Annotated in this window: 18 protein-coding genes and 1 pseudogene; 4 read left to right on the top strand and 15 right to left on the bottom strand. The window is 73.3% G+C overall.

Annotated elements, in window-relative coordinates; all coding sequences use genetic code 11:
• Positions 1-150 precede the first annotated feature (150 nt).
• Genes Acy02nite_RS37365 through Acy02nite_RS37355 form a run of 3 tightly spaced genes read right to left on the bottom strand, consistent with a single transcriptional unit; the run spans position 151 to position 3,623 of the window.
• Positions 151-1,422 carry a DUF6745 domain-containing protein gene (locus tag Acy02nite_RS37365; protein WP_203752347.1) on the bottom strand — a complete coding sequence of 424 codons (1,272 nt, stop codon included), beginning with the start codon at positions 1,420-1,422 and terminating at the stop codon, positions 151-153.
• 12 nt (positions 1,423-1,434) lie between these two features.
• A complete protein-coding gene (locus Acy02nite_RS37360; RefSeq protein WP_203752346.1) occupies positions 1,435-1,752 on the bottom strand; it encodes a DUF8820 family protein in 318 nt (105 codons plus the stop codon).
• 38 nt (positions 1,753-1,790) lie between these two features.
• Entirely contained in the window at positions 1,791-3,623 is a 1,833-nt protein-coding gene (locus tag Acy02nite_RS37355) for an NAD-binding protein (protein WP_203752344.1), read from the bottom strand.
• A gap of 268 nt (positions 3,624-3,891) precedes the next feature.
• On the opposite strand from Acy02nite_RS37355, the gene Acy02nite_RS37350 reads away from it, so the two are divergent.
• The 3 genes from Acy02nite_RS37350 (at position 3,892) to Acy02nite_RS37340 (ending at position 4,920) form a co-directional block, all read left to right on the top strand.
• Positions 3,892-4,059: a hypothetical protein gene (locus Acy02nite_RS37350; protein ID WP_203752342.1), complete on the top strand. Its 168-nt coding sequence runs from the start codon at positions 3,892-3,894 to the stop codon at positions 4,057-4,059.
• Positions 4,056-4,235: a hypothetical protein gene (locus Acy02nite_RS37345; protein WP_203752340.1), complete on the top strand. Its 180-nt coding sequence runs from the start codon at positions 4,056-4,058 to the stop codon at positions 4,233-4,235. Before Acy02nite_RS37350 ends, Acy02nite_RS37345 begins: the two co-directional genes overlap by 4 nt.
• 106 nt (positions 4,236-4,341) lie before the next feature.
• Positions 4,342-4,920 (top strand): dihydrofolate reductase family protein, encoded by a 579-nt coding sequence (locus Acy02nite_RS37340; RefSeq protein WP_203752338.1) that lies wholly within the window; start codon positions 4,342-4,344, stop codon positions 4,918-4,920.
• Between the two features lie 8 nt (positions 4,921-4,928).
• Here the strand turns inward: Acy02nite_RS37340 and Acy02nite_RS37335 are convergent, their stop codons facing one another.
• The 9 genes and pseudogenes from Acy02nite_RS37335 to Acy02nite_RS37295 form a co-directional block, all read right to left on the bottom strand.
• Positions 4,929-5,867: a glycosyltransferase family 9 protein gene (locus Acy02nite_RS37335; RefSeq protein ID WP_203752336.1), complete on the bottom strand. Its 939-nt coding sequence runs from the start codon at positions 5,865-5,867 to the stop codon at positions 4,929-4,931.
• The gene (locus Acy02nite_RS37330; protein ID WP_203752334.1) at positions 5,864-6,547 is read right to left on the bottom strand and encodes an SDR family oxidoreductase; all 684 of its coding nucleotides are present in this window, start codon (positions 6,545-6,547) and stop codon (positions 5,864-5,866) included. Before Acy02nite_RS37330 ends, Acy02nite_RS37335 begins: the two co-directional genes overlap by 4 nt.
• Before the next feature lie 5 nt (positions 6,548-6,552).
• Entirely contained in the window at positions 6,553-7,956 is a 1,404-nt protein-coding gene (locus Acy02nite_RS37325) for a PfkB family carbohydrate kinase (RefSeq protein WP_203752384.1), read from the bottom strand.
• Between the two features lie 228 nt (positions 7,957-8,184).
• Positions 8,185-8,550 (bottom strand): annotated as a pseudogene (locus Acy02nite_RS47815) (D-sedoheptulose-7-phosphate isomerase); the annotation flags it as partial.
• Positions 8,550-9,752 carry a glycosyltransferase gene (locus Acy02nite_RS37315; protein ID WP_203752331.1) on the bottom strand — a complete coding sequence of 401 codons (1,203 nt, stop codon included), beginning with the start codon at positions 9,750-9,752 and terminating at the stop codon, positions 8,550-8,552. The pseudogene Acy02nite_RS47815 and the gene Acy02nite_RS37315, both read right to left, overlap by 1 nt.
• Positions 9,737-10,663, bottom strand: a complete 927-nt coding sequence (locus tag Acy02nite_RS37310) for a glycosyltransferase (RefSeq protein ID WP_203752329.1) — start codon at positions 10,661-10,663, stop codon at positions 9,737-9,739. Before Acy02nite_RS37310 ends, Acy02nite_RS37315 begins: the two co-directional genes overlap by 16 nt.
• Positions 10,660-12,237, bottom strand: coding sequence for an HAD-IIIA family hydrolase (locus Acy02nite_RS37305; RefSeq protein WP_203752328.1), 1,578 nt, complete (start codon positions 12,235-12,237; stop codon positions 10,660-10,662). Before Acy02nite_RS37305 ends, Acy02nite_RS37310 begins: the two co-directional genes overlap by 4 nt.
• Complete coding sequence (locus Acy02nite_RS37300) at positions 12,237-13,292, bottom strand: glycosyltransferase family 2 protein (RefSeq protein ID WP_203752327.1); 1,056 nt, start codon at positions 13,290-13,292, stop codon at positions 12,237-12,239. Before Acy02nite_RS37300 ends, Acy02nite_RS37305 begins: the two co-directional genes overlap by 1 nt.
• A complete protein-coding gene (locus tag Acy02nite_RS37295; protein ID WP_203752325.1) occupies positions 13,289-14,917 on the bottom strand; it encodes a carbamoyltransferase family protein in 1,629 nt (542 codons plus the stop codon). Before Acy02nite_RS37295 ends, Acy02nite_RS37300 begins: the two co-directional genes overlap by 4 nt.
• 111 nt (positions 14,918-15,028) lie before the next feature.
• Here Acy02nite_RS37295 and Acy02nite_RS37290 point away from each other — a divergent pair, with 111 nt between their 5' ends.
• A complete protein-coding gene (locus Acy02nite_RS37290) occupies positions 15,029-16,435 on the top strand; it encodes an aldehyde dehydrogenase family protein (RefSeq protein WP_203752323.1) in 1,407 nt (468 codons plus the stop codon).
• A 261-nt stretch (positions 16,436-16,696) separates the two neighbouring features.
• On the opposite strand, the gene Acy02nite_RS37285 is transcribed toward Acy02nite_RS37290, so the two are convergent.
• From Acy02nite_RS37285 to Acy02nite_RS37275, 3 genes are all read right to left on the bottom strand, one after another.
• A complete protein-coding gene (locus tag Acy02nite_RS37285; RefSeq protein ID WP_203752321.1) occupies positions 16,697-19,198 on the bottom strand; it encodes a sialidase family protein in 2,502 nt (833 codons plus the stop codon).
• Between the two features lie 89 nt (positions 19,199-19,287).
• Entirely contained in the window at positions 19,288-20,232 is a 945-nt protein-coding gene (locus Acy02nite_RS37280) for a glycosyltransferase family 2 protein (RefSeq protein ID WP_203752319.1), read from the bottom strand.
• 131 nt (positions 20,233-20,363) lie between these two features.
• Entirely contained in the window at positions 20,364-21,638 is a 1,275-nt protein-coding gene (locus Acy02nite_RS37275; protein ID WP_239175544.1) for an MFS transporter, read from the bottom strand.
• Positions 21,639-21,701 lie beyond the last annotated feature (63 nt).

The following is a 21,701-nucleotide window of genomic DNA, read 5'->3' as shown; positions in this document are numbered from 1 at the left end:
CTGGTCCCCACGTGTGCTTCGCCCACCTGAAACACCCCTGACGTCCAGCCGAGCTGCCTGGGCTGGAAACCGCCTGAAGCACCTCTGAGGGCCAGCCGAGCGTCCAGCCGAACACGACGGCCGCGCCTGGCACCAGCGGGCGTGAACGGGTCAGGTCTGGAGCATGGGCTGGTACTCCTCAGCGGTGAGGCCGAACGTCCACGCGACCCCTTCGCGGGCGGTCCGGGACTCCGGTGGAACCCGGAGCCAGTAGACGCGGCTGGTTCCGTCCGGCTCCGGGGTGGAGTTGACCACCTCGACCATGACCAGGGGCTCGTCGCCGGGAAGGTCGAGCCGCCAGAGCACACCGGTCTCGTCCGAGCCGATCCGGGAGGCGCCGGCCTCGCGCAGGTACCGCTCATACCCGAAGTGCTCCAGCATCACGCGGCGGATCTCGGCGTTCTCCTCCCGGCGGATCCGGTCGACGGTCAGCGCGGGCAGCTCGGCGGCGAGGGTCACCGGGATCGGCATGCCACGCCAGGCCCACAGCCCGTAGCCGTCGGCGAAGTCCAGCGCCGCCCCGTCACCGCGGTGCAGCCGGCCGACGTTGTCCCTGGCGAGCAGCCGGGGGCGCTCGGTGAGCACGGCGACGCGCTCGTTGGCCCACCACCATCCGCTGTGCCGGGCCACCGCGGCCAGACCGGTCAGGCCGCTCATCAGCTCCGCGCCGGGGCACAGCCGGTCGGCCGCGTCGAACGTGCTCAGCCACGCACCGTCGTGCTGCCCGTAGATCGCGTCGAGCACCGGGCGCCGTGCCGCCCGGCCGGCGTCACCGGGCAGGTCGGTGGCGAGATCCTCGCCGAGCCGGAGTCGCAGCCGACCGGCCACCAGGTCCATCACCAGCGCCCAGGAACGCCGGCCGGCCGCGGCGCTGAGCTGGGCCCAGCCGTCCGAGCCGAGCGCCTCCACCGCGGCTTTCCGGGCGGACGCCCACGGCTCTGTCCTGACCCGGCGCCGGACGGAGGCCCCGGCCCTCTCCCCCGGCGTCCACCCCTGCCCGCGCAGTTCCCCGACCACGTCGGCGACCCAGCCCGGACCCGGCGCGGCCGAGAAGTCACCGGCGAGATCACCGGAAGCCGCGACAGCCATGCGGCCGACGGCGGGACCACCCGGGGTCGCAGCGGGCGGAAGGTCCCCGGCGAGCTCGCCGGAAGCCGGATCGGCCGCGAGCTCCCCGGAGAGCAGAGCCACCGCCACAGCGCCGGCGCGCGGCGAGCCGAGCCAGTAGATCCGTTCCGGCGCGGGCAGGCCGACCAGCCGGTACGCCTCCCGCACCCCCGCCTCGGCCGCGGCCCGGTCGCCCGGCCCGGTGTCGACCGCCGCGGCCAGCCACTGGTCCTCGACGGCCGCGGCCGTCGCCTCCTGCTCGTGGGTCAGTCTCATCGCCGGCCCCTCTCAGTCCGCGACCGGCCGGAACGAACCCGGCACGTACTCCCGCTGGCGGACCACCCGGTAGTGCCCGGACGGCAACGGGATCGGGCCGTGTTCCTCGTGCGAGATCCGCGCGTGCGCCGGCACCTCGACGAACATCGCCTCCGGATCGTCGAGGTCGGCGAGCAGTTGCACGCCGGGCCCGCCGATGACGTGCGCATGACCGGTGGCCTCGCCGCGCGCCAGCACCATCCGGCCCCGGCGGTCACGGGGAACCGGCGCGCACGCGGGCAGTTCGCCCTGGTCGACCGGGATGATCAGCACATCGCCCTGCCGGTACATCGGCCCTCCTGACAAGCTCGGCTGCAGTCGGAAGGAACCTATCCACCGGGTACGACAGTTTCCGGCGAAGACGAGGCCGGCGCCGACGGCGAAGCCGGTCCCAGCCCGGCCGTGGAGAGCGCATCCCGCCGCAGGACCTGCAGCAACTCCTCGTACGGCCCGATCAGGAACGCCTGGTCCCCGGCCGCGAACCGGGTGTCGCGCCGCGGCGGGTGCTCCAGAGTCCCGCCGCCGGTGGCACGCCGGATCGCCACCACCCTCGTACGCGCGGAAAGGTCCTGCATGGCGAGCCCGTCGAGCCCGCCGCCGGGCGCCACTGTCAACCGCCCGACCAGCATCAACTGTGACCCGACGTAGAACGTGGCCAGCACGTCGAGGCCCAGCGCCGCCCCGACGAACCAGGGTGCCGCGAGCGCCGCTGTCGACCGGGTGACGCCGAGGCTGAGCGTGTGCTCGACGGTGGCCGCCAGCGTGCGGTCGAACAGCCGCAGCACGACCGGCACCGATCCCCACCGTTCGCCGAGGCGGTCCTTCACCGCCAACCCGGTCTCCAGGTTCACCAGGTCGTCGCTGGTCAGGACGGCGACCGCGCGGGCTGACCCGAGCTGGACCCGGTCCAGGGTGCGGGCCAGCGTCGCGTCCGCGATGATCACCGGCACGCCGCTGTCGCGCACCTGGGCGACGTACCTGTTGTTCTCGTCGGACTCGATGACGACGACGCCGGTGCCGATGGCGCGCAGCCGTTCGACGACTTGCGCGCCGACCGAGCCGATGCCGATGACGACCACGTGGTCGGTGAGCCGGTCGAGCAGCCGGTTCCCCAGCGCCTCCTGGATCCTGATGGACACGAGCATGTTGGTGAGCAGGGCGATGAACGTGGCCGCGAAGCACGCGCCGACCACCATCAGTCCGATGGCGAACACCCGCAGCCAGGCCTCCTGGTCGCGGAAGTTGTAGTCGCCGTAGCCGACCGTGGCGATCGACTCGACCGAGAAGTAGAGCGCGTCGAGCAGCGTCATCCGGGTGCCGTCGGGCTCCCGGTAGCCGAGCTGCAGCACCAGGACGGAGACGTTGAGCAGCGTGATCAGGGCGACCAGCGCGTACGCGATCCGCCTGTCCAAGGCCCGCAGCACGGAACCGGCCAGTTCGACGGCTCGCGCCAGCCGCCCCGGGCCGGTGTCGGCCGGCGCCTCGTCCCCGCCGACCACGCGGGCCTCGGCGAGCTCTTCCGGCGTGCCGAGCACCGTCACCCGGTCACCGGCCCGGATCGGATGGTCACGACCGGGACAGATCACCACCTCACCGCCGTCGTGCGGGGTGACGGCCAGGGGCGCGAGTGATCCGTACCGTGATCGCAGGGTCCCGGAGTCCTCGGCGGTCACCTGCGCCGCGACGAACGGCTGACCGTCGAGATCCAGCTCGTGGGTGCCCCGGCGCAGGCAGGCCTCGACCACCGACGGCGCGGACAGCCCGGCCACGTCGAGCACCGCCACCCGCATCGCCGACAGCGCCCGCCCCACCGCCGGATTCCGCAGTTGCACGACGAGCCGCACGTCGTCGCGCTGCTCCCGCATCAGCAGCGCCGCCTCGAGCGTGTGCAGGTCGTCCGCGAGCACGCAGATGACCGCCACCGCCCCGGGCAGCCCCGCCTCGTCGAGGGTCTCCTGCAGGCGCGGGCTGCCGACCACGACCGGCACACCCCAGCCGCGGACCACCCGGACCAGGCGCGGATCCGCGATGTCCTCGACCACCACGACCCGTACGCCGGCGTGGTAAAGCTGCTCGACAGTGCGCAGCCCGACGTCGTCGAGCCCGCACACGATGATGTGCCCACGCCAGTCCCGGGTCACGGGAACATCGGCGGGGGCCATGCCCTCACGGTAATCGCGCGGCCCGCCGCCCGGTGATCCCTTTGCCCAGCTCAGAACCGAGATCAAAGCCAGCTTCCGGTACGTACGTCGTGGCGCGGTTCACGCCGGGTGGCAGCAGCCGGCCGGGCAGGCCGTGACGATCCACCGATACGCACGCGGTCAGCCGCCCCGGTTCACAGGTGCGGGTAGTGTGTCGTGATCGGGGAGATCCTGTGAAGGGCGGCGCGACGGCTGGCATCGCCCCGGCCCCGTCGACACCCTTGCGGTGGTGATCGTCGAACGAGTACCCGGTCGGCCCGATGTCCGCGTGCGGTTCGCCGCGGCAGTGGGCTGCGCCTTCGCGGGTCATGTCGTCGCCGGCGCCCCCTTGCTGTACACCGCTTTCCTGTTCACCGCGTATGCCGCCCCGGACTCGGTGTTCATGGGGCCTGCTTGACCGGGGCCTTGGAGCTGATGCTCTTCGTCCTCTGCGTGCCGCTCGGCATCGGTCTTCTGTACAGCCGGCGGTGGCACGTCGCCGGGAAAGGGCTGTTACTCGGCTGGTTCGCCGGCGTGTTCGCGGTTCTCCTCAGCGGGATCTTCGTGACCGCGCTGTTCGCTGAGGTGATGTGACGGGCGAGACGACACCGCGCGAACATCCAGGGCCGGTTGATTTCTTACAAGAGCGGCGCCTGGCGACACGCTAACTTGAGGGCACCCCAGAGCAGAGGAGAGCCCCGTGGGCAAGGTGGTCATGTACGGCTCGGTGTCGGTGGACGGTTTCATCGCGGACGAGAAAGACCAGCCCGGACCACTCTTCGACTGGTTGACCAGCGGTGACGTCCCGTTGGACGAGAGCGGCGCGTTGACGGTCTCGCAGACGTCCTACGACTACATCCGGCCGTACTGGGACGCGATCGGGGTGACGATCTGCGGCCGCCGCGTCTTCGACCTGACGGACGGCTGGGACGGGAAGCCGCCGAGCGGGATCGACCAGGTGGTCGTCGTGACGCACCGGCCGCGGCCGGAGGGCTGGGATCCGGCGGCGCCGTTCCACTTCGTCGACGGTGTCGAGGCTGCGGTGGCGAAGGCGCGGCAGCTCGCGGGTGACCGCGTCGTCGAGGTCGCCGCCGGTGACGTGGGTGGCCAGGTGCTGGCCGCCGGCCTGGTCGACGAGGTGCGCATGGACGTCGTGCCGGTCGTGTTCGGCTCCGGCAGGCGCTACTTCGGGCCGGTCGGCGGGCAGCACCTGCTGGAGGATCCTGACGTGATCCAGGGCAGCCGGGTGCTGCACCTGCGCCATCGGGTGCGCCGGTAGGTCCTCTGTCAGGAGGCGTCCCGGCGTTGTTCAGCCGCAGCCGTCGCGACGTCCGCGGCGGTCAGCACCTCGTCGACGCCGACCCGCAGCAGGGCCGGATGCACCTCGTCGCCGGGCAGGTCGCCGCGTTCGCTGCGGGTGCCGTGCCAGATGGCCTGGTGCCACGGCCGGTCCGGCGGCGGCCCCCAGTAGGCGGGCGACATCGGCCCGAACAACGTGACCGACGGCGTCCCGTAGGCCGTGGCCACGTGCGAGATCCCGGTGTCCCCGCTGATCACGAGCCGCGCGTGGGCGACCATCCCGGCCAGTTCGCCGAGGTCGGTGGCGGGCACCGCCGACGCCGCGAGCCCGGCCTGGGCCGCCACCTCGGCGGCCACCGGCCGTTCCGACGCGCTGCCGGTGACCACCACCGTGTGCCCGGCTTCCCGCAGCCGCCGGGCGACCGCCGCGAACCGGTCGACCGGCCACCGCCGCGACGCCGACTTGGCCCCAGGGTGCACGATCGTCAGCCCGCGCGGCCCCGCCGGGGCGGTGAGGCGCAGGTCGGCAGGGTCCGCGGTGATGCCGTAGTAGGCCAGCATCCGGCACCAGCGCTGGACCTCGTGCTCCTCGACGACCCATTCCGGGCCGTCGAAGTGCTGTGCGGCCACACTGCGGAAGCCCCACAGCTTGCCGGGTCCCGCGTCGAGCAGCATCCGATGCGACTCGGGCCCGCTGCCGTGCAGGTTGACGGCGAGGGACGGCCCGTCGATCGGCCAGGCGGCCGGGCCGAGGCCGTCGGTGGGCAGCACCCGGTCGACGCCGCCGATCAGCGAGATCAGCGGCGTCAGCCACGCGGGCGCGGCCAGCGCCAGTTCCTCGCCGGGGAAGGCGTTGCGCAGGGCCCGCAGCGCCGGCACCCCGGTGACGAGGTCACCGACGCCGAGGGCCCGGAGAACCAGGATCACGGGTACGACGTCTCCGTCTCGCCGGCGATCACGAGTTCCCGCACCGCACATCCGGCCGGCTGCTGCAGCGCGAACAGGATGGCGTCGGCGACGTTGCCGGGGTCGTTGAGCTTGGCGTCCGGGCCGGGCTTGTACCGCTCCTCCCGCTCGTCGAAGAACTTCGTCCGCATCCCGCCGGGGATGATCAGCGTGACGCCGACCTGGCCCGCGAGTTCGGCGGCGAGTGCCCGGGTGAAGCCCACGACGCCGAACTTGGCCGCGCAGTAGGCGGTCGCGTCCGACACCGCTTTGATGCCGAGCGTCGACGCGATGGTCACCACGGTCCCGTGCGACTCCTTCAGCGCCGGCAGCGCCGCCCGGACCACCGCCGCGGTGGCCAGCAGGTCGACGGCGACGATCCGATCCCAGACTTCCCCGGGTACGTCGTCGAGCGCTCCCGGCACGTCGAAACCGGCAGCGGTCACGACGCCGCTGACACTCCCCCCGGCCTGCTCGATCGCCTTGCGGGTGGCCTGTTCGGCGGCGCGCGTGTCGGCCAGGTCGCATTCGACCCAGGGCACCCCGTCGCGCGCGGGCGCCTGCCGGTCGATGACGTACGGCCGGCCGCCGGTCTTGAGCACGGCGTCGACGACGGCGGCGCCGAGGCCGCTCGATCCTCCGGTCACGATGACTGCGTCCATGGGGGTTACCTTCCGCTGGTCGTTGCGGCCTGGGCCGCGGCAATGGTGCGAGTGGTGGAGCGACCGTCCAGGTACGGCACGATCACCGTCTGGCCGTCCCACCGCTTGACGAGTTCGGCTTCGGGCAGTTCCGCGTAGTCGCCGCCCTTGACCCAGACGTCCGGGCGCAGCCAGGAGAGCACCGCCTCGGGGTTCGGCTCGTCGAAGATCACGACGGCGTCCACACAGTCGAGGGCGGCGAGCAGGCGCGCGCGGTCGATCTGGGAGTTGATGGGCCGATCCGGGCCCTTCAGTCCGCGTACGGAATCGTCGCTGTTCAAACACACGATGAGGCAGTCGCCGAGCCCGCGGGCGGCGCGCAGGGTGGCGAGGTGGCCGGTGTGCAGCAGGTCGAAGCAGCCGCCGGTCGCCACGACGACCCCGCCGCGGTCGCGCACGGAGGCCGCGAGCCGCCCGGCCTCGTCCGCGCCGATCCGTTCGGGCGACGCGATCGCGGCCTGCTCGGGGGCCGGCGCCAGGGCCGCTGTCACGCCGCCGCCCAGCACGTACGCGGTGGCCGCACCGACCGCGTCCTGCACCGCCTCGGAGACGAGCGCCCCCTCGGCCAGTGACAGCGCCGCCTGCGCCGCGAACCGGTCCCCGGCGCCGCAGGTGTCGGCGTCCCCGGCGTCGCCCGGCGCGGGGATCACCAGCGGGGTCGGCCCGGCCTGGGTGAGGATCGCGCCGTCCGGCCCACAGGTGATCGCGACCGCCTGCGCCCGCCACTCGTCGCGCAGTTTCTGGCCGGTCCGCTGGGCGGTGCTCAGCGCGGAGCCGTGCGCGGCGTCCCCGGTGAACTTCACGGCCTCGGCCAGGTTCGGCGTGACCAGGCGTACCCCGGGCACCGGTGGCGGCCCGGCCGGGTGCGGGTCCCACACGATCGGGGCGGACGCGTGCTCCAGGGCCGCGCGCACGGCCGGGTGCCGGGCCACCCCGCGCCCGTAGTCGCTGACCAGGATCGCCTTGGCCGCGGCGAGCACGTCGAGCAGCCCGTCGGGCGCGTCACCGGGCGGCTGGGCGGGCCCGCCCCGGTCGAGGCGCATCAGGACCTGGCCGCGCGAGCGCATCCGGATCTTCTGCGGTGTCGATCCGGGCAGCGGCAGGGCGTGGACCTCGACGCCGGCATCCGTGAGCAGCTCGCTCAGCCGGGCCCCGGCATCGTCCGGCGCCAGCGCGGTGACCAGCGCGACCCGGTAGTCCTCGTGCCCGGCCGCGAGCAGCGCGGCCAGTCCCGCGCCGCCGGGCCGTTCCGAGACGGATTCCTCGTCGAGCACCGGCGCCGGGGCGTCCGGCGCGATCCGGTGGACCGCGCCCTCGACGTCCCGGTCCAGCAGGGTGTCGCCGACGATGACCAGTAGTGGTTTCTCCACGATCGTCCTCTCCGGTTCCCCGCCCAGCACCCGGGGCAGGGTGAGATCGATGTGCTCGCACATGACGTGCACCGAGACCAGGTGCAGCTCCTGGACGACCTGCGACTCCGGCGACGGGCAGTGCAGCACCTCGTCACAGGCGTCGCCGACCGGTGACGGGCCGGGCCCGACCATCGCCCAGGTGCGCATCCCGCACTCGCGGGCCGCGTGCACCGCGGCGACCAGGTTCGGGCTGCGACCGCTGGTCGACATGACCAGCAGCACGTCGCCGGGCCGCCCGTGCGCCCGGACCTGGCGGGCGAAGATCTCGTCGAAGCCGTAGTCGTTGCCGATCGCGGTGACCGCCGACGAGTCCGGGGTCAGCGCGATGGCGGACAGCGGCATCCGGTCCTCGCGCAATTTGCCGACCAGCTCGGCGGCGAGGTGCTGCGCCTCGGCGGCGCTGCCCCCGTTGCCGGCGACCAGCAGCCGCCCGCCCCGGCCGAGATGCCAGGCGAGCTCGGCGCCCCAGTCGGCGAGCCGGGCCGCGACCGTCCGGTATGCCCCGAGCGAGGCGGAGAGCGCGCTCAGGTGTTTGTCGAGCGGATCGGTCATCACGCCACCGCCGCCGGGATCGCGGCCACGCTCGCGTAGACGGCACCCATCCGGGCGGCGATCCTGGGCCAGGCGTACGCGTTCTGCGCCCGGTCCACCGCGGCGGCCGCGTAGCCGAGCCGCCGGTTCTCGTCGCTGAGCAGCCGCCGCAGCGCCGAGCCGAGCCCGGCCGGGTCGCGCGGCGCCACGAGGTCGCCGGTCACGCCGTCGACGACGGTGTCGGTGAGGCCGCCGACCGCTGTCGCCACGACCGGCACGCCGCAGGCCATCGCCTCCAGCGGGGTGAGCCCGAACGGCTCGTACCAGGGGGTGGCCGCGACGACGGCGGCCGAGCGGTACCAGGCCGGCATCTCGGCCGCGGGCACCGACCCGGTCAGGCGCACCCGGTTCTCCACGTGGTTCTCCTTGGCGAGGCGGAGCAGGTGCTGGGCGTACGGATCCTGGTCGAGCAACTCGGCCTCCGGCCCGCCGACGATGACCAGCTCGGCGCGGGGCACCTCGGGCAGCGCCCGGATCAGGTCCTCGAAGCCCTTGCGCGGGACGAGCCGGCCGACGCTGAGGATCCGCCGGACGGTCCCGCCGGGGGCGACCGGCCCGTCCTTGCGGAAGCGGTCGGTGTTGACGCCGGACGGCACCATGGTGGTCCGTGACCGCGGGACGCCGAGCCCGACGAGTTCGCGCACCTCGTCCTGGCACTGGACGATGACGCGGTCGACGACGCGGCCGAGCTGACGTTCGTACCCGATGCGATGTTCCGGGCTGGTGTCGGCAGCCCCCTGGTGGCGCCGTTTGACCGAGCCGAGCGCGTGGTAGGTCAGCACCACCGGCACGTCGCAGCGGCGGGCCGCGGTGACCGTGGCCAGCCCGCTCATCCAGAAGTGGGCGTGCGCCACGTCGGGTTTCCAGCCGCCCTGCCAGTCACGGGCCATCCAGTCGGCGAACCCGCCCATGTACGGCAGCAGCTCGTCCTTGGGCAGCGGCGACGCGGGGCCGGCCGGCACGTGCACCACGTCGACCTGGTCGCTCAGCGACACCACCTCGGGCAGCGTGGCGTCGTCACGCCGGGTGTAGACCCGCAGTTCGTGACCCTCGGCGGCGAGCGCCGCGGCCAGCTCGGCGACGTGCGCGTTCTGGCCGCCCGCGTCGACCCCGCCGAGCACGGCGAGCGGGCTGGCGTGTTCCGAGATCATCGCGATGCGCATGTGTGCCCCTCCAGAAGGTGATCCCAATCAGCCAGGAAGCGGTCGAGGCCGTAGCGGGCGAGCGCGGCGGCGCGGGCCCGTTCGCCCATCCGGCGGGCCTCCTCGGGCTCCTCGATCAGCCAGTGGGCGGCCTCGACGAGCGTGTCGACCCGGGTGGACAGGATCCCGGCGCCCTCGGGGATCGCGGCGATCGCCTCGGTGGTGGCCAGCGCCAGGACCGGCATGCCGATCTGCATCGCCTCGATCAGGCTCAGTCCGAGCGAGGTCCACCGGCACAGGTGCAGGTAGGCGCGGCGCCGGGCGAGCTGCTCGTGCATCGCGGCCTGCGGCGGGTCCTCGTGGGCGGTGATCCGGGGGCCGTCCAGGTCCCGGACGCCCATGCCGAACACGTCCAGCGGGGCGACCGGCGTGAACCGTTCGAACAGATCAGTTCCGGTCACCCGGCCGCGGCGGACCGGCTCGTTCGTGACGATCGCCAGTCGTTCCAGCTCGCCGGTCCAGCGGGCCTTCGGCTCCACGACGCCGTGCTCGATGACCGTGGTCGGCGTCGAGCCGGTGTCCCAGAACAGCTGATTGAAGTGGGTGACGTGGGCGATGATGAGGTCGTCGCGGTCGGCCATCGGGTGCCGGGTGTTCGGGACGTCCCCCTTCGGGGTGTTGTGCTCCACGTAGATGACCGGCAGGCTGGGCGGGATCAGGTCGATCTCCTCGGGCCGCTGCACGATCGCCACGTCCGCGTCGCGGATCTGCTCCAGCGGGAGCTCCTCGACGGTGTCCGGCCAGTCGAAGGTGCGGGCCCGGCCACGTCCCCACGCGTCGCGCGCGTCGTTGACCGGAATCAGATAGCGGTGTTTGCCCTGGACGAACGAGGTGGTCCAGGAGCCGTGCACGTGCCAGAGCAGGATGTTCAAGCCGCTACCTCACGGGCGAGTTCGGCCGGGCGGGCGCCGAGCCGGGTCAGGGCTGCGAGCACGTCGTCCGGGCCGATGGTGGACAGACAGGGATGACCGGGCACCGGGCAGACGGTCGCCCGGGTGTCCCGGCAGGGGGCTCCGGCGACGCCCAGCCGCACCGCCGGGACGCGATAGGGACCCCATTGCGCGTACGGCACGGTGGGCGCGAACAGGCTCACCACCGGAGTGCCGACGGCCGCGGCGAGGTGGGCCGGGCCGGTGTTGCCGACGACCAGGCACGCGGCGTCCGCGAGGAGCTGGGCCAGATCGGTCAGCGTGGGGGGCGTCTCGACCTCGGCGACGGTGCCGGCGACGTACGCCGCAAGCGTCTTCTCCCCGGGACCGGCGGTGACCAGAACCCGGAAGCCGGCACCGGCGAGGGTTCCCACGATCGCCCTGAGCTGCTCGGGCGGGCAGGAGCGCGCCTCGACGCTGGCGCCGGGATGCACGACCACGTACTCGCCGGAGCCGCGGCGCCGCACCCCGCGCACCCGCAGGGCTCCGTCGTCGGCATCGGGCAGCGTGAAGCCCGCGGCCGCCGCGACGCTGCGCGCGCGCTCGGGCTCCGGCACCCCCGGTGGCACGCCGCGGTGCCGCACATCGAGAAGCGAGCCCGGATAGTCCTCGCTGATCGCGGTGATCCGCTCGACGCCGGCCTGCCGCAGCAGCAAAGCCAAAGGCAGAGCCGACTGGTGGTACGACGTGAAGACGACCGCCTCGTCGATCCGCGCCCCGCGGAGGCGGCCGACCAGGCCGTCCAGGTCGGCGTCACGGACCGGATCCGGCTCCGGGTCGATCCACGGCAGTTTCCACTCGATCAGCTCGTCGACACCGGGCAGCAGCTCGGCCGCCGCCCGGCCGCGTAGCCCGCACAGCAGGACCACCCGCTCGCTGTGGTGCGCGATCGCGCGGATGGCCGGGCCGGTGACCAGCACGTCCCCGGCCGAATCGGAGCGGACCGCGAGCACGGTCCCGGGCCTGCGCCGGCGGGGAACGGCGGTGACCAGCTCCTCCCGGGCCAGAATCAGGTCCACCGCGGCGGTCAGGGTGCCGGCGACCGTGGGCGCCGCGTCGACCTCGCCGGGCAGGGTGACCGGCGTCGGGACCAGGATTCCGGCCGCGCCCGCGGCCAGGGCCGCCTCCATGTCGCGCCCGATGTCGCCGACCACGACGCAACGCTCCGGCGTGGTGCCGAGCGCCGCGGCGGCAGCTTCGATCAGCCCGGGCCGGGGTTTGCGGCAGGAGCAGCCGGCGGTGTCGTCGTGCGGGCAGATCTGCCATGTGCCGAACGGGCCGAGCAACTCCTCGACGCGCTCGTTGACCTGCGTCAGCTGCTCGGCCGTGAACCTGCCGCGGGCCAGGCCGGACTGGTTGGTGACCACACCGAGGCGCAGGCCGGCGGCGCGCAGCCGGTCGAGGGCGGCCCGCGCGCCCGGGACCGCCTCCACCTTGCCCGCGTCACCGTTGTAGGGGACGTCCACGATGATCGTGCCGTCCCGGTCGAACAGGACGGCGTCGTAGAGCCGTGACATCAGACGGCCACCGACCTGTCCGCGGCTCTCGTCCGCTCGTCGGGCGCGACGCGGGCGGGGGCGATGCGGGTGACGGCATCGTGGGTGGCGACACCGTGGGTGGCGGCGCTGCGGACGGTCTGGACCGGCTTCGCGGCACGCCAGCGCCACCAGCCGCGCAGCCAGTGCGCGACCGCGACCGGTGGGATGGCGGCGCTGGTCAGCAGCATGGTGGTGACCTCGTGCCGGTCGCGCGGGCCGGGCAGGATGCGCGCGGCGGCGAACTCGGCGGTCCCGGCGGCCCATCCGGCGGCCGCGGCGAGGGCCCAGCCGCGGCGGCCCGCCACGGTCGCGGCGAGCGCGGCGACCCCCAGGGCGGTGATCGCCGCGTGGCGGGGACGCCGGCCGGGCGGGATCTCCAGCACGCTGCGCCAGTGGGCACCGTGGAGCCGGCGGAGCAGGGCGTCGTCGGCGTTGCCCCGCTGGGTGCGGAGGCTGACCCAGCGCGACTCCGGTCGTACCGGATGGACGATCCCGCGATGGCCGGCCTCGAGGCGCCACCCGGCCCGGCGCACCCGGAAGGCGATCTCGGCGTCCTCGCGGAAAGCCCGCGGCAGGCGCTCGTCGAAGCCACCGACGGCGGTCAGGGCCGCGCGACGGTACGCCATGTCGGCGGTCAGCCACTTGCCGTCGGCGAGCCCCGCGGTGACCCGCTCCCAGTCGGTGGGGCGGCGGCCGGCCGGCAGCGGAACGCGCAGCACGCCCTGGACGCCGCCGACGTCGTCACCCGCGCCCGCCAGGTCCTCGGCGAGCCGCTCCGCCCAGTCCGGCTCGGGCACGACGTCGTCGTCGAGGAAGACGATCCACCCGTTGCGGGCGGCCCGCCAGCCGGCGTTGCGCGCCGCGGCGGGCCCCCGGGCCGGGCCCGGGATCACCGTCACGTGATCAGGAACGGTCAGCGGCGCCTCCGGAGAGGGACGGTCGTCCACCACGACGATCTCCGCGTGCCGCGGGAGCGCCTCGAGGAGGACGTGCAGCGAAGGCCGGCCGAGCGTCGGCACCACGATGCTGATCACGCGCCGAACGCCTGCGCTCGGTGGACCGCGAACGGCCCGATCGCGAGAAGGTCGACCGGGGCCGAGCCGAAGAGCTCCATCGCCTCGCGCGGGGTGTCGACCATCGGGCGCCCGGCCGTGTTCAGCGACGTGTTGACGACCACGGGCAGGCCGGTGAGCCGCTCGAACTGGGCGAGCATCTCGGCGACGAGCGGCTCGGTCTCGTGGTGGACGGTCTGCACCCGGGCCGTGCCGTCGACGTGCGTGACGGCCGGGATCCGGTCGCGCCAATCAGGTTTGACCCGGTGCACGAAGAGCATGTACTCACTCGGGAAGACCCCGTCGAAGATGTCGTGGAAGCGTTCGGCGCGGACCATCGGCGCGATCGGCCGGAACTGCTCACGGCCCTTCACGTCGTTCATCCGCCGCTGCGTGTCGGACTGCCCCGGGTGGGCCAGCAGCGAGCGGTGGCCGAGCGCGCGCGGGCCGTACTCGCTGCGCCCCTGGTACCAGGCGACGATCCCGTTGCGGGCCAGCACCTCGGCGGCCTCCGCGGCGATCGAGGCGGGCCGGGTGTACGGCAGCGCCGCCCGCTTCAGCTCGGCCTCCAGCTCCTCGTCGGACCAGCCGCGCCCGAGCGCCGCCGTGGTGAACGGGATGCTCTGCCCGTGCACGGTCAGCGCCGAGCCCAGCGCGGTGCCCGAGTCGCCGGCGGCCGGCTGCACCCACACCCGCTGGAACGGCCCCTCCTCGGCGATCCGCCCGTTCGCGACACAGTTCAGCGCGGTGCCGCCGGCCATGGTCAGCGTCGGCAGGCCGCCGGACGCTTCGTAGGTCCAGCGCGCCAGGTCGAGAATGACCTCCTCGAGGCGCTTCTGGACACTCGCGGCCAGGTCGGCGTGCGCGTCGGTGAGCTCGCCGCCGGGCGGGCACGGTTTCGCCAGGGCGCTCCAGTCGATGCGGTCCACGACGAACCCGCCGTCGCCGGTCGTCCTGATCAGCTCCCGCAGGAGATCGAGGAACTTCGGCGTCCCGTACGACGCCAGGGCCATCACCTTGTACTCGTCGCTGGAGTGCAGGAAGCCTAGGTGCCGGGTCAGGTCCTCGTAGAGCAGGCCCAGCGAGTGCGGCAGCTCCTGGGTACGCAGGACGGTCAGCTCGCCGTCCCGGTAGGCCCCCGCCAGGTGACCGGCGACCTCGCCCCGCCCGTCGAGCACCAGCACCGCGTTGTCGTCCGGCACCGACAGTCCCGCCGACGCGGCGTGCGCCACGTGATGCGGCACGAACCGCACCTGCTCGGGGTCGAGCCCGGGCAGCGCCGCGGCCAGGAACTGCGGCGCCCGCCGCGCGTAGTCGATCCGCAGGTGGTCCCACGGGTCGTCGAGTCCCAGATCGGCGGCGTCCCGGCTGATCCCCGGGTCGAACGAGTAGGCGACGGCGTCCAGATCGCCCGGGCGCAGCCCCGCCTCGGTCAGGCACCAGGCCGCGGCGAGTTCCGGCAGCTCCCACGCGGCGAACGGCACCGGCCGCTTGCCGTGCTTACGCCGGCTGAAACGTTCCTCCTCGGCGGCCGCTACCACCTGACCGTCCACGATCAGCGCCGCCGCCGGATCGTGGAAGATCGCGTTGATTCCCAGCACTCGCATGTTTCGGCGGATACCCCGCTGTTTTCCAACTACTCGCAAGGTCACCGAAAAACTTCGACGGTCGAAGTGCTTTTACGTTTGCGCAGGTGAAGGAGGGGCATCCGAGCTGCCATGTATGAGGTCAGCCAACTCATCGCCGGTTCCCGGCGGCTCGGCGGCTCCGGTCGCGAATTGATCGTCATCAGTCCCAGCGACGGCTCCCCGGTCACCCGGGTCGCCGTCTCCGACGAAACGGATGTCCAAGAGGCCGTGGCCGCCGCGCGGTCCGCCGCACCGGACTGGGCCCGCACCGCGCCGGCCGCCCGGGGCGCCGCGCTGCACGCGGCGGCCGACGCGGTCGCCGCCGGCGCCGACGAACTGGCGCGGCTCATCTCGGCCGAGATGGGCAAGCCCGTCGCCGACGCCCGCGACTCCGTGCTGGCCGGGGTCGGCACGCTGCGGCAGTACGCGGAACTCGGGCCGGTCCACCGCGGGCGGGCGCTCGCCGGCAACGACGAGGCGATCGACCTGATGGCGTACGGGCCGCGCGGTGTGGTCGCGGTGATCACCCCGTGGAACGATCCGGTCGCCGTGGCCTGCGGGCTGCTCGGCGCGGCCCTCGTCACCGGCAACACGGTCGTGCACAAGCCCAGCGAGCGCACCCCCGCCACCGGGCACCACCTCGTGACGCTGATCGCCCCGCACTTCCCCGACGGCGTCCTCAACCTGGTCAACGGCGACGGGGCCACCGGTGCCGCCCTCAGCAACGCGGCGGTCGACGTCGTGGCCCACGTCGGCTCCACCGCGACCGGCCGCGCGATCGCGGCGGCCTGCGCCCGGACCGGCGCGAAAGCGCTGCTGGAGAACGGCGGCAAGGACCCGCTGCTGGTCGACGCCGGAGTCGACCCGGCGTGGGCGGCCGGGCAGGCGGCGCTCGGGTCGTTCGCCAACTCGGGGCAGATCTGCGTCGCCGTCGAACGCATCTACGTGGTCGAGTCCGTGGCCGAGGCCTTCCTCGACGCGCTCGTCGCCGAGGCCGACGCCTGGCAGCCGCGGATCGGGCCGCTCGTCGACCGGCGGTTGCGCGACACCGTGGACGAGCAGGTGCAGCAGGCCGTCAAGGACGGCGCGACCGCCCTGCGCGGCGGGACCGTCCCGGAGGGGCCGGGCGCGTTCTACCCGCCGACCGTCCTCAGCGGCTGTACCGACCGGATGACGGTGATGCGGGAGGAGACGTTCGGGCCGGTCGCGCCCGTCGCGGTGGTGCCCACGTTCGCCGACGGGCTGGACCGGGCCGCGGCATCCGACTACGGGCTCGCGGCGACCGTGCTGACGCCGTCGATGGGCAACGCGCAGCAGGCGTGGCGGACGTTGCCGGTCGGCACCGTGAAGATCAACGCGGTCTTCGGCGGGGCGCCGGGAGGTGCCGCGCATCCGCGCCGTCTCAGCGGGCAGGGCTTCGGGTACGGCCCCGAGCTGCTGGACGAGCTGACAGCGGTGAAGGCCGTGCACGTGGAGGCGCCGCCCGCGGGCTGGTGAAAGGCCGCTCCGGAGTTATCCACATTGTCGGCTCGTCCACAGGCAGCCGACCTGATCTTCCCGTTCTGCACCACACTTGACGCCAGTGGAGGTGGCCCCCCTTTGGGAGGGCGGGATCTGTCCACTTCAGGGCAGGTTCTGTCCGCTTCAGGGCAGGCATCGCCACTCACGCAGGCATTGCCACGAACGGCATCGTCCCGCGATCGTGGATCGCGGGACGATGCCGTGGCCGTACGCCAGCAGGATCTTGACCTTAGAAGGTCACTCGAAACTGATGTCGTCGTAGACGGCCTGGTCACCGATGCCGGCGGTGCTGCCGCTGGCGGCGGAGAACCCGGTGATGGACCTGACGCCGACGCCGTCGACCTCGGGGATCGTGCCGATCAGCGTGCGCTGCCCGGCGGAGTCCACGGTGTAGAGGGTGGCGCCGGTCGTGGTCGCCACCACCTGGAAGGTCGTCCAGCTGCTGAGCGGCACCTCGGCACCGCCCAGGCCGACCCAGCCGCCGGCCTTGGTGTAGGCCGCCCAGCGCCCGCCGTTGACGATGCCCAGGTGGTAGACCGAGCCGGTCGCGCCGTCGCTGCTGCGCACGCCGTTGATGTCGAACAGCAGGCCGTTGGTGATCGACACCGGGTAGACGCTCGCCTGGAGGGTCCGGGTCGAGGCGGCCGCCAGGCTCACCCCGGGCCCGGGGTAGGAGAACTTGCCCAGCGTGCTGTCGCCATCGCAGAAGGTGGCGTTCGTGCCGTCGACCAGGCGGATGCCGTTGCCGCTGTCGTGGCCCGGGTCGCCGTTGGCCCAGACCGAGGTCATCCGGGTGCAGGCCAGGTCGGCAAGGCCGCGCGGGATGGCGAACTCGTTCTCGAACGAGTTGACCGTGGAGTACAGCTCCAGCTCGTTGATCATGCTGCACTGTGCCGGGCCGCCGACAGCGGCGCAGCTCGACGCGTCCGTCTGGATGCGCAGGTAGCGAGCGGTCGCGTCGAGCCCGTAGTAGCGCAGGGCCCGGTCACCGGACGTCTCGATCAGACCGGAACCGGCCGCCCCGGTCAGCGGGGCCGGGGTCCAGGTCGTGCCGTCGGCCGAGATGTCCACGTGGGCCTTGGCCGCCGCGCCCGGCAGCAGCGCCAGACCGATCTTGGTCAGGTGGTAGGACCGGTCGAGCTTCAGCTCGTACGTGCCGGTGCCGGCGGTGTTGCTCGACAGCGCGCCCGACCAGAACGCGGTGCTGCCGTCGACGGCGCCCTGCGCGGTCGACCAGTAGGGAGTGCTCGTCGCGTCGGCCGCGGACGGGCCGCTGCCGTACGGCGTCGGCGGCGTGACCGCTCCGGCCGGCGGCACCCCGGTCAGGTCGGTGGACAGGGTGACCGTGCCGTGCTTGAGCTTGCCGAGCAGGTCGATCTTGCCGAGGCCCGGGGGCAGGACGGCCACCTGCTTGTCGACGATCTTGTACGCGCGGCCCTTCTCGAAGTTCAGGTTCGACGCGCAGCCGTTCACCCCGTTGGTCCCGTTCGGCGCCTGGCAGTTGTCGGCGAACTGCAGCAGCCGGGTCCCGCCGGTCGGCACCAGCGCGGTGTAGCCGGACGATCCGTACCACCACTGGCCGCCGTTGGTCGGGGCGTTCCAGTAGGTCTGCTGCTCCTGCGTCCAGCTGGTGCCGGAGGCGTCGGTGGAGATCGCCAGCCAGTTGTCCGGCCGGCCGCTGCCGAGCACGAGCTGACCGGTGGGCAGCATCGCCAGCTGCGGGTAGACGCCGCTGACGGCGCAACCGGGCTGGTCGGCGAAGGACAACGCGGTACTCGCGCTCCAGGTGGCGCCGGCGTTGGTGGAGACCCGGTACGACAGGGTCGGCGTCGGAGCGGTCTCGCGGCGCGTCACCGCGAGCAGGGCGCCGTCCTGGCGCTCGATCACCGCGGTCTCGTCGAAGCTCAGCGTCGGGTTCGAGGTCACCGGGCGCATCGTGAACTGCCACCGGGCGGAGGTGTCGACGGCGCCCGCGGCGGTGAAACCGGGCTTGGCGGTCAGCACCGCAGCGAACGTGATGTTGGTGGTCGCCGTCAACGCCATGGCGAAGTAGACCGGGATCACGATGGTGCCGTCGGTCATCTGGATCGGACGCCCGGCCGCGCGGACACCCCGGATCGAGTTGACGTTCGGGTTCGGCTGGTTCGACGGGATCTGCGCGTCGGTGAAGACCGTCTGGGCGTTCACCGACGTCCAGTTCCGGCCCTTGTCCGCGGAGAGCGAGAGGATCAGCGGCATGGTGACCTGACCGGGCACGGTCGTGCGGTCGAGCGCGCCGTTGATGATGAACTGCGCACCGAGGAGCCGCCCGTCGAGCAGCTGGCCGACCTCGCTGAGCTTCCACGCGGGCACCGTCGACGGCGCCGTGGTGAAGGTGGCGCCGGAGTCGGACGAGACCCGGGCGCCCCCGTCGGAGGGGTCGGGGGCGTTCGAGACGTCGAGCGTCCGCGTGTACGCCACGGTGATCTGCCTGGACAGGTTGCCGTCAGCGCTCACGACGTCCGCCCCGAACGCGCGAGGCGCCCAGGCGATGCCGGTGTCAGCGGTGTCCGACACGGTGCCGGTGTTCCCGGTCACCACCGTCGTCTGGTCGGCGCGCGGCGTGATGCCGCTGGTCGGAATCGTGATCGGCGTCGTGCAGGCGGCCTGCGCGGCGCCCGGCGTGGCCGCCACGGTCAGAGCTGGAACGACGAGGACGGCAGCGGTCGCGGCCGTCCAGAGTCGCGTGCGAGATGTCAAAGGTCTCCCTCCCCCATTTGGCGAAGGGACCATAACAGTAAAGATCGTCTATGGCGTTCCCGCCTCGGCCCCGGGCGAGGAGAACCAGATCAGCTCTCCAGGCGGCGCAGGTGCGACTCGATCGCGGCGGGAAGCGGGCGGCGGTTGCGCAGTGCCCAGGGCAGGTCCGACGCGAGGTCGGCGAGCGCGGCCGGGCAGGTGCGGCCGACCTCGGACAGGACCCGGGCGATGACCGCGGGCGGGCGGCGCAGCACGGCGGTCAGGGCGCGGTTGCGGGCCTCGCGGCGGGCGCGGGCCCGGTTGTCGCGGCCGGCGGGTTCGGGGAAGTGACGCACGGTCAGCTCGGGGACGTACGACAGCTCGTGCCCCGCGGCGGCGAGGTCCATCGCGAGGAGCGCCTCCTCGCCGTACACGAAGAGTTGCGGGAGGAATCCGCCCGCCTTGAGGAAGGCCTCCCGGCGGACGACGACCGCGCAGGAGAGGAAGCCCAGCACCGACGGGCCGGCCGCGCCGGGTGGTGTGCCGATCGGGGCGGTGGCCATGTAGTCCGAGACCGGGTCCGGGCGGGCCTCCGGGCCGATCAGCACCCGGCCGGTGAGCAGGGCGGCCTTCGGGTGGGAGCGAAGGATCTCCACTGCCCGGGCCAGGGATCCCGCTTCCCAGTACGAGTCGTCGTCAGCGAACGCGACGAAGGGAGTGCGCGCCCACAGGACCCCGGTGTTGCGGGCCGCCGCGCCGATGTTCTCCTCGAGCCGGACCACGTCGACCCGGCGCTGCGATCCGGCACTCTCCGCCACCACGGGGCTCGGGACCACCCCGGCCGGCAAGCCGGTGTCTTCCTCGTCCGCGAGGTCCGCGTCGTGCGCGCCCGGGACGTCGAGGGGCTCGTCGGAGCCGTTGTCGACGATGATCGTCGGGGCGCGGTGGTGCGGGACGGTCTCGCGGAGACGGTCGGGCCGATTGCGGGTGGCGACCACCACTGTCACTTCGTCGGTCTCGACGACGGCCGGCGCCGGCCTGTTGATCACTGACATGGGGCCGCGCATACCCGGATACCGGCGAATCAGTCCATACCCGGGAGGAAGGTCCCGCTACCGGGGGACCGCCCCGCAACGGCGAAGGCCCGGCGCGGGAGGCGCCGGGCCTTCGGTGGGAGAAACGTGGATCAGGCCATCTGCTCGGCCGCGAGGCGCGGCTCCGAGTGCGGAAGGTGCTGGAGGTGCGGCAGGTGCGGCAGGTGCGGCAGGTGCAGGTTCTCGGGGTGCGGCAGGTGCACCTTGCGCCCCTGGACCCGGGCGATCGCGACCGCCCCGGCCACCGCCGCGACGGTGGTGATCGCGCCGCCCAGCAGCAGCGCGCCGCGCGGCCCGACGGTGTCGCACAGCCAGCCGACGGCGGGCGCGCCCACCATGCCCGACAGCGACGACACGATGCCGACCGCGGCCAGCACCCGCCCGCGCATCTCCTCGCGGGTGTCCAGCTGGATGCGGGTGGAGACCACCGTGTCGAAGACGACGGCGCCGGCCGCGATCGGCAGGATCAGCGCGGCGAACGAGGTCACGTTCGGCGCCAGGCCCGCGCCGAGCTGCAGGAGGCTGATCGTCACGCCGGTGCCCAGCAGCACGCGCAGGGTCGACTTGCCGGTGCCGGCGAGCAGCAGGCCGCCGAGCACGGCGCCGACCGCGAAGACGGTGGAGAGCAGGCCGTACGCGCCGGAGCCCCCGTGCAGCGGGCCGGCCACCATCGAGGCCATGCTGACCTGGTAGTTGCGGCCGAGCGAGCCGAGCACGAACGAGAGCGCGAGCACGATCAGAACGATCGGCTGCCGGGCGATGTAGCGCAGGCCGGAGAGCACGCCGCGCTCCCCCGCGGCGGCGACGGGCAGGTCGCGCAGCTCGCTGAGCCGCATCGCGGCAAGCGCGCCGATGACCGCGAGGTACGACACCGCGTTGATCACGAAGAGCACGGCCGGGCCGGTGATGCCGACCAGGACGCCGCCCAAGGCCATGCCGCCGATCCGGCCGGCCGAGCTGAGCACCGAGCCGAGCGCGAGCGCCGAGCCCAGCGCTGACGGCGGGACCAGCGCGGACCCGAAGCGCCCCAGCGCCGGGCCCTCGAACGAGCTGATCACGCCGGAGGCCAGCGCCACCGCGAAGATCAGCGCGTGGCCGCCGTGGGCGACCAGGGCGAGGGCGAGCAGCGCGCGGACGGCCTGGCTGGCGATCAGCAGCGGGCGGGCCGGCAGCCGGTCGGCGAGCGCGCCGCCCCAGGTGCCGAGCACCAGCACCGGCAGCGCCTGGAGCATGACGACCAGACCCATGGTGGCGGCCGAGCCGGTGTCGGAGAGGATCAGCCAGTTCAGTCCGAGCACCTGCATCCAGGTGCCGGCCGTCGACACGAGGTCGGCGGCGGCCCAGAGCCGGTAGTTGCGCTCCCTCAACGGTGCGAACATCGGTGCCAAAGCGGCGATACCCCCTGGAAAAGCAGCAGCGCCGTCCCTCGG

It is taken from the genome of Actinoplanes cyaneus (assembly GCF_016862095.1).
GTDB classification, from domain to species: Bacteria; Actinomycetota; Actinomycetes; order Mycobacteriales; family Micromonosporaceae; genus Actinoplanes; species Actinoplanes cyaneus.
Note: the sequence above shows the minus strand (reverse complement) of the source record. Positions and strands in the feature narration are given on the sequence as shown.